Below are 11461 nucleotides of genomic sequence, written 5' to 3' on the forward strand. Positions count from 1 at the left end.
TCTTTCTCCTTCCGCCGCGAACTTAACGGCGGGCGGCGCACTTGTGAACGGCCTCGCGCTTTGGCAAGGTCGCGCCATGCGTCTTGTCCTCATTCTTCTTGCGCTCCTGGCAGCGCCCCTGCCCGCATTTTCCGAGCCGACCTTCTTTCCGGCCCGCAACGGCAATGCCGACGCCCCCGTGCTTGTCGTCTATTCCTCGCTGGACGAACCGCTCGCCCGGCCGATGATCAAGGGCTTCCAGGAGGCCAATCAGGATGTGGCCCTGCGCTACGACGAGATGCTGACCGGCGAGGTCTACGACCGCATCGTGCGCGAGACCGATGCCGGAGAGAAAACGGCCGATTTCGCCTTCTCCTCGGCCATGGACCTTCAGGTCAAGCTCAGCAATGACGGTTATGCCCAGCGCAGCGACCTGCCGATGAGCGACCGCTGGCCGGCCTGGGCCAACTGGCGTAACACCGCCTACGCGCTGACCTTCGAGCCCGCCGTCTTCGTCTACCACAAGCCGAGCTTCAAGGGCGAGAAGCCGCCGGCCTCGCGCGCCGAATTCGTCGACTACCTCAAGCGGCAGGGCGAAAAGGTCTATGGCCGCATCGGCACCTACGACATCGAGCGTTCCGGCGTCGGCTTTCTCTTCATGGCCCGCGACCAGGAGCAGTTCGGGGACATCTGGACGGTGATCCAGGCGATGGGCGCGGCGGGGGTCAAGCTCTATTCCACCAGCTCGGCCATTCTGGAACGCGTCGCCGACGGGCGTTTCGTGCTCGGCTACAACATTCTCGGTTCCTATGCCGCGGACTGGGCCTCGCGGCATCCCGATGTCGGCATCGTGCTGCCGAAGGACTACACCGTCGTCATGTCGCGAATCGGCCTCGTGCCGCAGGCCGCCGCCAACCCCGAACTCGGCCGGCGCTATCTTGCCTTCTTCATGTCGAAGGAGGGCCAGACGATCATGGCCCGCGAACTCCAGATCGCCGCCGTAAGCCCCGAGGTGTCGGGCTCGAACACCGCGCGCACGATGAGCGCGCTGCTCGGCGCGCAGCTCAAGCCCGTGCCGGTCAGTCCGGGCCTGATGGTCTATCTCGACCAGGTGAAGCGGGCCCGGCTGATCGCCCGCTGGAACGAGGTTCTGCGCACCCAGTAGCGCAAGGCGCTTCCATGCGGCAGCGCAATGTCAGGTAGATGTCAGCTTCCTGTGGTGCTTTTGGGCTCTTCATCGTCCGTGGAGGCGGACGGAAGACCGGGAGGAGAATTCTGCCGATATCGCCCGCGGACACAAAGTTCGCGCCGCCACCGGCCGCCCCATCCTCTCGCCAGAAGCAACGATGCGCGCAAAGCCGCGCCTGACGGAGGATACACTCTTGAAACATTTCTTCCTGGCATCCCTCATCGCCGGCGCCATGGCGCTTCCGGCGTTTGCTGCCGACTATTCGATCATCGCCCCGGCCGGCCCGGGCGGCGGCTGGGACCAGACGGCCCGTTCGCTGCAGACCGTTCTGCAGGACGAGAAGATTTCCGGCAGCGTGCAGGTGGTGAACGTTCCGGGCGCCGGCGGCACGATCGGCCTCGCCCAGTTCGCCAGCCAGAACAACGGCAACCCGAACGCTCTCATCGTTGGCGGTTACGTCATGGTCGGCGCGATCCTCACCAACCAGTCGCCGGTAACCCTCAAGGACGTGACGCCGATCGCCCGCCTGACCGGCGAATATGAAGCGATCGTCGTTCCGGCCGCTTCGCCGATCCAGACCATGGACGACCTCGTGAAGGCCCTGAAGGCCGATCCGGGCGCGGTTTCCTGGGCTGGCGGCTCGGCCGGCGGCACCGACCACATCACGGCCGGCCTGATCGCCAAGGCAGCCGGCGTCGATCCGACCAAGATCAACTATGTCGCCTATTCCGGCGGCGGCGAGGCGCTTGCCGCGATTCTCGGCAACCAGGTGACGGCCGGCATCTCCGGCTATGGTGAGTTCGAGGCCCAGGTGAAGGCCGGTACGCTCCGCCTGATCGCCATCTCCAGCGCCGAGCGCATCGAAGGCATCGACGCCCCGACCATCAAGGAAGGCGGTCTCGACGTCGTGGTCCAGAACTGGCGCATGGTCGCCGCGGCCCCGGGCCTTTCGGCCGAACAGGTGGCGGCGATCAACGCCGACATCGAGAAGGTCGTGACCTCCGCCGCCTGGAAGGACACCCTGAAGACCAAGGGCTGGCAGGACACCTATCTTGCCGGTGACGCCTTCAAGGAACAGCTCGACAAGGATGTCGCCGCAACGGAAAGCATCCTCAAGGACATCGGGCTCGTCAAATGAGCGAGGTCTCCTCCTCCAACGAAAGGCGCCGCCCCGACCGGGCGGCGCTGGTCATCGCCCCCGTTCTTTTCGTCCTTGCCGCCGTGATCTGGTGGGATGCCGGGCGTCTTGCGGAGATGAGCAACTATTCCCGCATCGGCCCTGCCACCGTGCCGCATGTCGTTGCCATCGGTCTTGCCCTGCTCGCCGTCTGGACGGGCTTCGAAGCCTGGCGCGGCGACTTCCCGGACCGCGAGCCGATCGAGGTCAAGCCGGTCGTCCTCATCGTGGCGGGCCTTGCCGGGCAGATGCTGTTGCTCAAGACCGCAGGCTTCTCCATTGCGACGGGCGTGCTCTTCGCGCTGACCGCCTTCGGTTTCGGCCGGCGCAAGCTCTGGATTTCGTTGCCCATAGGCATCGCCTTCAGCTTCGTCGTCTACATCATCTTCGGCCGTTTCCTGCAGCTCTCGCTGCCCGCCGGGCCGCTGGAACACCTGTTCTTCTGAGGAGCTGACGATGGGTACATTCGAATTCCTGCTGCAGGGCATCGCCATCGCCGCCCAGCCGATGAACCTGCTCTATGCGCTGATCGGCGTGACGCTCGGCACCGCCGTCGGCGTTCTGCCCGGCATCGGCCCGGCCCTCACCGTCGCGCTGCTTCTGCCAGTCACCTACAAGCTCGATCCGGCCGGCTCGCTCATCATGTTCGCTGGCATCTACTACGGCGGCATGTATGGCGGCTCGACCACCTCGATCCTGCTCAACACGCCGGGCGAAAGCGCCTCGGTCGTCACCGCTCTCGAGGGCAACAAGATGGCCCGCGCCGGCCGCGGCGGACCGGCGCTCGCGACGGCGGCGATCGGCTCGTTCGTCGCCGGCCTCATCGCCACGCTCTGTCTCGCCTTCATCGCACCCTTCGTGGTCAAGTTCGCGCTTTCCTTCGGCCCGCGGGAATATTTCGCGCTGATGGTGCTCGCCTTCGTCACCGTCTCGGCGGCCTTTGGCGATTCGACGCTGCGGGGCCTGACCGCCCTCTTCATCGGCCTCGGCCTTGCCGTCATCGGCATCGACCAGCAGACCGGTCAGGCGCGGCTTTCCTTCGGAATTCCGGATCTGCTCGACGGCATCGAGGTGACGACGCTCGCCGTCGCCATGTTCGCCATCGGCGAGACGCTCTACGTCGCCTGCCAGGGTGACCGCATTCCCGACAAGGTCGAGGCGGTGAAGGGCTCCGTCTGGATGAGTGCGCAGGACTGGGCCCGCTCGTGGAAACCTTGGCTGCGCGGCACATTCATCGGCTTCCCGATCGGCGCAATGCCGGCCGGCGGCGCCGATATCGCCAGCTTCCTGTCCTATTCGACGGAAAAGCAGTTCTCAAAGCACAAGGACGAGTTCGGCAAGGGCGCCATCGAGGGCGTCGCCGGTCCGGAAGCGGCGAACAACGCCTCTGCCGCCGGCACGCTGGTGCCGCTGCTCTCGCTCGGCCTGCCGACCACGGCGACCGCCGCGATCATGCTTGCCGGCTTCCAGCAATACGGCCTGCAGCCCGGCCCGCTGCTGTTCGCGACCAATCCACAGCTCGTCTGGGGCCTGATCGCCAGCCTGCTCATCGCCAATTTCATGCTGCTGGTGCTGAACCTGCCGCTGATCGGCCTCTGGGTGAAGCTTCTGACGATCCCCAAGCCCTGGCTCTATGCCGGCATCCTGCTCTTCGCGACGCTCGGCACGATCGGCGCCAACCCCTCGGTCTTCGAACTCGGTATGCTGCTGACCTTCGGCCTGCTCGGCTTTGCCATGCGGATCTTCGGCTATCCGATCGCACCCGTCGTCGTCGGCCTCATCCTCGGGCCCATGGCAGAGCAGCAGCTGCGCCGCGCACTGGCGATCAGCCAGGGCGATGTCTCCGCGCTCTTCCTGTCGCCGATCGCCGCCGTACTCTTCGTGCTCGCCATTCTCGCCGTCGTCGTGCCGCTCATCCTGCGCGCCCGCGGCAAGGGCGAAGTGCTCTCGCAGTTTGCGGTCAACGAAGACTAAGACCTACCAACGGTCCCTCCCAAGACCGAAAAGAATGCAGGCCGGAAACGCCCGTTTCCGGCCTGCATCCGTTGCATGGCTGGCCTGAGATTCCGTCGGTTGTTCTTTTGGCCCCGACACATCATCTTCTGCTCGTAAGCTAAAACAGAAAGCGAGCAATCCAATGACTACCCTCCGCAATTCCTTCGCCCAGGGCTTCTTCGGCCGGGCCTTCGCCGTACTGAGCGCTGCCAATGCAGCCGCCGCGGCTGTCGAAGGGCACCGTCGCCCGAAGGAACGCGACCTGAGAACACTCGGCATCAACCCTGCCGATTTCCCGCGCGTCTAACGCCGCAGAGAGAATTCCCTGAATGAAAAAGGCCCGCTGGTCGCAAGACCAGCGGGCCTTCTGTATTTCGGTTTCACCTTCTTCGAAGGTCGAGAAAGCCGGCCGTCGAGACGGCCGGCCGATCGTGTTGCCTCAGGCGCTTTCGCCGAGATGGGCCGCCACCCTGTCGGAGCTGTGCGCTTCGGCGTGGCCTTCCTGCGCGCGTTCGCGCTTGTTGTAGCGGATCGACGACCAGAGCGAGATACCGATCAGCGTCGCGCCGCCAAGGCCGGTGATGACCTCGGGGATATGCACCAGCGTCTGGCAGTACATGACCACCGAGAGGATCAGGATCGCGTAGAACGCGCCGTGCTCCAGGTAGCGGTATTCGGCAAGCGTCCCCTTGTCGACGAGCATGATCGTCATCGAGCGCACATACATGGCGCCGATACCGAGGCCGATCGCGATGACGAAGAGGTTCTGCGTCAGTGCGAAGGCTCCGATGACACCGTCGAAGGAGAAGCTGGCATCCAGCACTTCGAGATAGATGAACGCGCCGAGGCCGCCCTTGGCCGCTTCCGACATCGCCTTCTGCGAAGCGTCGAGCAGGCCGCCGACGACTTCCACCGCAAGGAAGGTCAGGAGGCCGTAGATGGCGGAGAAGACAAAGGTATTGGCTTCCTCACCCTCGAGCAGGTTCGAGAAGACCAGGATCAGGAGCAGAACGAAGGCGATCTCGATACCCTTGACGGTTGCCGAGCGGGCCATGTGCTTCTCGATGAAGCCGATCCAGTGCACGTCCTTCTCATGGTTGAAGAAGTAGGTGAGGCCGACCATCATAAGGAAGGTGCCGCCGAAGGCAGCGATCGGCAGATGCGCCTCATTCATGATGCGCGCATATTCCGCCGGTTCGCGCGCCGCCAGCAGGATCGCCTCGAACGGGCCGATGCGCGCCGCGATCACCACGATCAGGAGCGGGAAGACGATACGCATGCCAAAGACGGCGATGATGATGCCCCAGGTCAGGAAGCGGTGCTGCCACACCGGCGTCATGTCCTTGAGCTTGTTCGCATTGACGATGGCGTTGTCGAAGGAGAGCGAGATCTCCAGCACCGCGAGAACGGCGCAGATGAAGAAGACGGTCGCCATGCCGGAAAGCGTTCCGGTCGTCTGCCAGCCGAGCCAGGCGCCGAGCACCAGGCCGATGGCGGTAACGATGAGCGCCCACTTCAGGTAGGAAAGGTTGGATTTGCCTTCGCCGTTGCCGATCATGGCAGGACCTCCATGTTGGGGGTACGGGAAAGCGGAAAACGCATACCACAAAGGGCATGCGTGTAAGGCATGGTCAGGATGTTCATGTGCATATGAATCCGCCGGCTAATTGCTGGCGGTACCGACATCACGAGAGCGCCGTAAAAACTCTCGCCAGAGGGGCCCGGCACCAGGTTCACCGCGGCAACCCGATGTCAAAGGCCGCGGATGAACCATCTTTTCACCGAAGTTGCCCTCTGCGTCAAGAGGCAGGCCGCTGCGCACGCCCCGGCGTCACGGGTGTTCCGCGGTTCCCGCCTATTTTGCAAGGCTGCCCTGTACCAAAGCCCTCCTCCATTCCTATATTCGCCCCACGCTGATTTGCCGGAAAGGACCAGACCCCATGACTGAAATGCGTATCGATCCCGCCCTCGTCGAGTGGACCGGCCTCAACGGCCTGCCGCGTTTCGATCTCGTGAAGGACGATGCCTTTGCAGACGGGTTTGCCGCCGCACTTGCCGCACACGAAGTGGAGATCGACACCATCGCGGGCAATCCCGAACCTGCGACCTTCGACAACACGATCGTCGCGCTTGAAATTGCCGGCGACGAACTCTCGCGTGTTTCCGCGCTCTTCTGGAGCAGGGCAGGCGCCAACACCAACGACACGATCCAAGCCCTGGAACGCGACATCGCGCCCAAGATGTCGCGGCACTATTCGAAGATCGGCACCAATGCCGTGCTTTTCGCGCGTATCGACGCGCTTTGGGAGGCGCGCGAGACGCTGAACCTCTCGCTGGAACAGACCCGCGTGCTGGAGCGGCACTGGAAGGGTTTCGTCAAGTCCGGCGCCAAGCTGGCAAAGCCCGAGCAGGATCGGCTCGCCGCGATCAACGAAACGCTCGCCGGGCTCGGCGCGAAATTCGGCCAGAACGTGCTGGCCGATGAGAAGAACTGGGCGCTGTTCCTCGAGGAGGGCGAGGCGCTCGACGGGCTGCCCGACTTCCTGAAGGACGCCATGGCCGCCGCGGCCCGCGAACGCGGCGAGGACGGCCGCTTCGCTGTCACGCTGTCACGCTCGATCATCGAACCCTTCCTCACCTTCTCCGCCCGCCGGGACCTGCGCGAACAGGCTTTCCGCGCCTGGGTGGCTCGGGGTGAGAACGATGGTGAAACGGACAACCGCGGCATCGTCAAGGAAACGCTGGCACTGCGCGCCGAAAAGGCCGACCTGCTCGGCTACGCGAATTTCGCCGCGCTGAAGCTCGACAACACCATGGCCAAGACGCCCGACGCGGTGAACGGCCTCTTGATGCAGGTCTGGGAAAAGGCCGTTGCGCGAGCCCGCGAGGAGGAGGCCGAGCTCGCCGCCCTCGTTGCGGAAGAAGGCCGCAACCACGCTGTCATGCCCTGGGACTGGCGCTACCACGCCGAAAAGCTGCGCGCGAAAAAGTTCAGCTTCTCCGAGGCGGAGCTGAAACCCTATTTCCAGCTCGAAAAGATCATCGACGCCTGCTTCGACGTCGCCGAGCGGCTGTTCGGCATCCGCGCCGTCGAGAAGACCGGGGTGCCGGTCTATCACCCCGATGTCCGCGTCTTCGAGATCCGCGACCGCGAGGATAAGCTGGTCGCCATGTTCCTCGGCGACTATTTCGCGCGCTCGTCCAAGCGCTCCGGCGCCTGGATGAGTTCCTACCAGAGCCAGCACCGCCTGCCGCTCAAGAACGGCGCGGTCGGTGAATTGCCGATCATCTACAATGTCTGCAACTTCGCCAAGCCCGCCGAGGGCAAGCCGGCGCTGCTCTCGCTCGACGATGCGCGCACGCTCTTCCACGAATTCGGCCATGCCCTGCACGGCATGCTCTCCGACGTCACCTATCCCTCGGTCTCGGGCACGGGCGTCTCGCGCGATTTCGTCGAACTGCCTTCGCAGCTCTACGAGCACTGGCTGACCGTTCCGGACATCCTGACGCGTTATGCGGTTCACTATCAGACCGGCGAGGCGATGCCGGCGGCACTGCTCGACAAGGTGCTCGCCGCCCGCACCTTCAATTCCGGTTTCGCGACAGTGGAATTCACCTCCTCGGCACTGGTCGACATGGCCTTTCACACGCGGGGGGCCGTCGAGGACCCGATGGCGGTGCAGCGAGACGTGCTGGAAACGATCGGCCTGCCGAACTCCATCGTCATGCGCCACGCCACGCCGCATTTCCAGCACGTCTTCTCGGGCGACGGCTATTCGGCCGGCTACTATTCCTACATGTGGTCGGAGGTGCTCGATGCCGACGCCTTCGCCGCCTTCACCGAGACGGGGGATGCCTTCGACCCCGCCATGGCTGCCCGACTGAAGACCTATATCTACGCCGTTGGCGGCTCCGTCGATCCGGAAGACGCCTACAAGGCCTTCCGCGGCAAGCTGCCGAGCCCCGAGGCCATGCTGGAAAAGAAGGGCCTGGCCGCCTGAGGAGCCATTTCCGGCCGGGCTCCATGGCCCGGCCGGGCATCGGGCTCAGCCAGCCTGTGCTGGCGCGCCGAGCGCCTTTTCGATGGCGGGATAGAGCCCGTCCTTGAGGCTCCGCTCGTCGAAGGGACCGACCTTCTTGTAGAGGATCGTGCCGTCAGGGCCGACGAGGTAGGACTCCGGGATGCCATAGACACCCCAGTCGATCGCCATCTTGCCGACAGGATCGAGGCCGATGGCCGAGAAGGGATTGCCGAGTTCACCGAGGAAACGCAGCGCATTCTCGCTGCCGTCCTTGTAGTTGACGCCGACGACGTTGAGGCGCGGATCCCTGGACAGCGCCAGGATGACCGGATGCTCCTGCCGGCAGGGCACGCACCAGGACGCCCAGAAATTGACGAGCGTCAGCTTGCCCTTGCCGCTCTCGGCCGTCAGCGCCGGCACCTGCGCGCCGTCCTTCAGCGCCCCCACAAGCGGTTCGAGATCGCGGTAGGGCGCCTTGGTGCCGATCAATGCGGAGGGAATTTCGGACGTGTTGCGATCCGGATCCGTCAGCATGGCGAAGAAGATCGCCGCGATGCCTGCGAAGATCGCCAGGGGAAGCGCCGCGAGGATGAAACGCGTACGCTTGCCGCCGCTCTCCGTGTTGTCGGTGCTGCTCATTGTTTTTCCCCGCTGCGGGCGGAACGTCGGCGGATACCCGCCGCTTCGAGCTGCGCCAGTTCGCGGTGGCGTGCGCGGTGATCCAGCCAGACCCACAGGACAAGACCTGCTGTAACGGCAAAGGCGGCGGCATAGGACGCCGTGACATAGAAGGCATGGCTCATGCCGCATCTCCCGAACGGCCGGCCGAGCGGGCGGCATGCCGGCGCAGCACGGCGATGCGCCGGCGCAGAACCTCGTTGCGCATGGCAAGGATGTGCAGCGTGAAGAACGCAAAGGTGAAGGCGATCGCCATGACGAGGAGCGGCCAGAGGAATTCCGGGTCGATGGTCGGTCCGTCGAGCCGAACCACACTGGCCGGCTGGTGCAGCGTGTTCCACCACTCGACGGAGAACTTGATGATCGGGATGTTGACGAAGCCGACGAGAATCAGCACGGCGCCGACCTTGGCCGCCCGTGACGGATCGTCCATGGCGCGGTTGAGCGCGATCAGGCCGAGATACATCAGGAACAATACGAAGACGGAGGTGAGCCGCGCATCCCACACCCACCAGGTACCCCACATGGGTTTGCCCCAGAGCGAGCCGGTGATGAGGGCGACCAGCGTGAAACAGGCGCCGATGGGCGCGGCGGCCTTGGCGGACACATCGGCAAGCGGGTGGCGCCAGACGAGCGTACCGAGCGCCGAAAGCGCCATCACCGTGTAACACATCATGGAAAGCCAGGCCGCCGGCACATGCACATACATGATGCGCACCGTCTCGCCCTGCTGGTAGTCGCCCGTTGTCGTGAAGGACAGGTAGAGCCCCACGGCGAAAAGACAGAGCGTCAGCCCGGCAAGATAGGGCCAGATGATCGCAACCAGCGCCAGGAACCGGGTCGGGTTGGCGAGGTCGCTGAATTTGCGGATGGCAAGGCTCGGTTCGCTCATGATGGTTCTTTAACGTGGAAGCCCCCCGGCTTCAATTGATCTGCCGCAATCACATTCCTGTCAATTCGCCGCGTCAGTCGCTGGAGAGCCGGAGTGCCGCCGCCGCCGCCACAGGGCCAATGACGGCAAAAAACAGGTTGAGCGCGACGAGGATGAGGAAAGGAGGCAGGAAGGGCGCCGGGTCCTCGATTGCCGCATAGACCGCGCTGACGCCGAAGATCAGCACGGGAATGGCAAGCGGCAGAACGAGGATCGACACGAGAAGGCCGCCGCGCGGCAGCGCCACGGCGATGCCCGCGCCCGCCGCCCCGATGAAGGTAAGCGCCGGCGTGCCGGCAAGCAGCGTCAGCGTCGTCGCACCGATCGCCGTCTCGTCCATGTTCATGAAGAGCCCGAGCAGCGGCGAGGCAACGACGAGCGGCAGGCCGGTCGCGATCCAGTGCGCCAGGCACTTGACGAACACCGTCAGCACCAGCGGCGTCTCCTGCATCAGGAGAAGATCGAGCGACCCGTCCTCGCGCTCGGCCTGGAACAGCCGGTCGAGCCCGAGCAGCGCGGCAAGCAGCGCACCGATCCACAGGATCGCCGGGCCGATGCGAGAGAGCAGGTTGAGGTCGGGTCCGACACCGAAGGGAATGACCGCGACGACCGTCATGAAGAACAGGACGCCGATCAGTGCCCCGCCGCCGGCGCGCACGGAAAGCTTTACATCGCGCAGGAACAGGGAAATCATGCCCAGGCTCCCGCATCGGCCGGCGCAAATCCCGTCATCCGCAACTCCCGCGCCCCCTCAAGCCCGAGCGGCTGGTGCGTCGCGGCAATGGCGAGGCCGCCGCGGGCCAGATGCGCCATGACGAGGCCGGAGAACATTTCTTCTGCCGCAACGTCGAGCGCCGCCGTCGGCTCGTCGAGGATCCAGAGAGGGCGCCAGGCAACGAGCAGCTTGGCCATCGCCATGCGGCGCTGCTGGCCGGCCGAGAGGTAGCCGAACGGCAGGTGTGCGATGCCGCCAAGGCCGACAGCCTCCACCGCCACATCGACCGCCACGCCCTGCCCCCCACCAAAATCGCCGAAGAAGGCTTTCCAGAAGGTAAGATTCTCCTCCACCGTCAGCTCGCGTTTCATCGCGTTGCGATGGCCGAGATAGTGCGCGGCCTCGCCGACACGCTCCACCGGGTGCACCGCAGCAAGAAATTTTGCCATCCCTGATTCCGCCGGCAGAAGTCCGGCGAGGACCCGCAGCAAGGTGGACTTTCCGGAACCGTTCGGCCCCTTGACGACGAGGGCTTCCCCCCCGGCAATTTCAAAGGAAATATCGTGGAAAATCAAGTCCTCGCCGCGCTTGGCACTCAATCCTTCGGCGACGAGCCGCATGGTGTTCACTTTCTTTTTGCAACCTTGGTCGCAACGCAAAAATAGCCCGATTTGCCGGTGGCAGTCTGGAACGTTTCCAGGAAATTATCTATAAGGCGCTTATCACGCCAGCGGTCGGCGTGAATTTGATGATCAGCGCCGAACGCGGGAGTGAT

12 protein-coding genes are annotated in these 11461 nt (G+C 64.5%); 6 read left to right on the plus strand and 6 right to left on the minus strand.

The annotated features are described in order from the left end of the window. The first annotated feature begins 76 nt into the window (after nucleotides 1–76). From EXZ48_RS16875 to EXZ48_RS34910, 5 genes are all read left to right on the plus strand, one after another. Nucleotides 77–1144, plus strand: a complete 1068-nt coding sequence (locus EXZ48_RS16875; RefSeq protein WP_023514785.1) for an ABC transporter substrate-binding protein — start codon at nucleotides 77–79, stop codon at nucleotides 1142–1144. A gap of 217 nt (nucleotides 1145–1361) precedes the next feature. Beyond that, the gene (locus EXZ48_RS16880) at nucleotides 1362–2306 is read left to right on the plus strand and encodes a tripartite tricarboxylate transporter substrate binding protein (RefSeq protein ID WP_037405777.1); all 945 of its coding nucleotides are present in this window, start codon (nucleotides 1362–1364) and stop codon (nucleotides 2304–2306) included. Then, entirely contained in the window at nucleotides 2303–2791 is a 489-nt protein-coding gene (locus EXZ48_RS16885) for a tripartite tricarboxylate transporter TctB family protein (RefSeq protein ID WP_023514783.1), read from the plus strand. The genes EXZ48_RS16880 and EXZ48_RS16885 overlap by 4 nt, the downstream gene beginning before the upstream one ends. A gap of 10 nt (nucleotides 2792–2801) precedes the next feature. Next, entirely contained in the window at nucleotides 2802–4319 is a 1518-nt protein-coding gene (locus tag EXZ48_RS16890; RefSeq protein ID WP_050746114.1) for a tripartite tricarboxylate transporter permease, read from the plus strand. 163 nt (nucleotides 4320–4482) lie between these two features. Then, complete coding sequence (locus tag EXZ48_RS34910; RefSeq protein WP_024270181.1) at nucleotides 4483–4647, plus strand: hypothetical protein; 165 nt, start codon at nucleotides 4483–4485, stop codon at nucleotides 4645–4647. 132 nt (nucleotides 4648–4779) lie between these two features. Here EXZ48_RS34910 and EXZ48_RS16895 read toward each other — a convergent pair whose 3' ends face one another. Then, nucleotides 4780–5898: a DUF475 domain-containing protein gene (locus EXZ48_RS16895; RefSeq protein ID WP_024270180.1), complete on the minus strand. Its 1119-nt coding sequence runs from the start codon at nucleotides 5896–5898 to the stop codon at nucleotides 4780–4782. Nucleotides 5899–6280: 382 nt separating this feature from the next. On the opposite strand from EXZ48_RS16895, the gene EXZ48_RS16900 reads away from it, so the two are divergent. Next, entirely contained in the window at nucleotides 6281–8341 is a 2061-nt protein-coding gene (locus tag EXZ48_RS16900; protein ID WP_130517170.1) for a M3 family metallopeptidase, read from the plus strand. Nucleotides 8342–8386: 45 nt separating this feature from the next. On the opposite strand, the gene EXZ48_RS16905 is transcribed toward EXZ48_RS16900, so the two are convergent. The 5 genes from EXZ48_RS16905 to ccmA form a co-directional block, all read right to left on the minus strand. Next, nucleotides 8387–9001 carry a DsbE family thiol:disulfide interchange protein gene (locus EXZ48_RS16905; protein WP_050746116.1) on the minus strand — a complete coding sequence of 205 codons (615 nt, stop codon included), beginning with the start codon at nucleotides 8999–9001 and terminating at the stop codon, nucleotides 8387–8389. Continuing rightward, entirely contained in the window at nucleotides 8998–9165 is a 168-nt protein-coding gene (ccmD, locus tag EXZ48_RS16910; protein ID WP_082342679.1) for a heme exporter protein CcmD, read from the minus strand. The genes EXZ48_RS16905 and ccmD overlap by 4 nt, the downstream gene beginning before the upstream one ends. Continuing rightward, nucleotides 9162–9932, minus strand: coding sequence for a heme ABC transporter permease (locus tag EXZ48_RS16915; protein WP_050746117.1), 771 nt, complete (start codon nucleotides 9930–9932; stop codon nucleotides 9162–9164). The genes ccmD and EXZ48_RS16915 overlap by 4 nt, the downstream gene beginning before the upstream one ends. Before the next feature lie 73 nt (nucleotides 9933–10005). Next, the gene (gene ccmB, locus EXZ48_RS16920) at nucleotides 10006–10665 is read right to left on the minus strand and encodes a heme exporter protein CcmB (protein ID WP_023515654.1); all 660 of its coding nucleotides are present in this window, start codon (nucleotides 10663–10665) and stop codon (nucleotides 10006–10008) included. Continuing rightward, nucleotides 10662–11306, minus strand: a complete 645-nt coding sequence (gene ccmA, locus EXZ48_RS16925) for a heme ABC exporter ATP-binding protein CcmA (protein ID WP_050746126.1) — start codon at nucleotides 11304–11306, stop codon at nucleotides 10662–10664. Before ccmA ends, ccmB begins: the two co-directional genes overlap by 4 nt. Nucleotides 11307–11461: the final 155 nt, after the last annotated feature.

It is taken from the genome of Shinella sp. JR1-6 (assembly GCF_004284735.1).
In the GTDB taxonomy this organism is placed as follows: Bacteria; Pseudomonadota; Alphaproteobacteria; order Rhizobiales; family Rhizobiaceae; genus Shinella.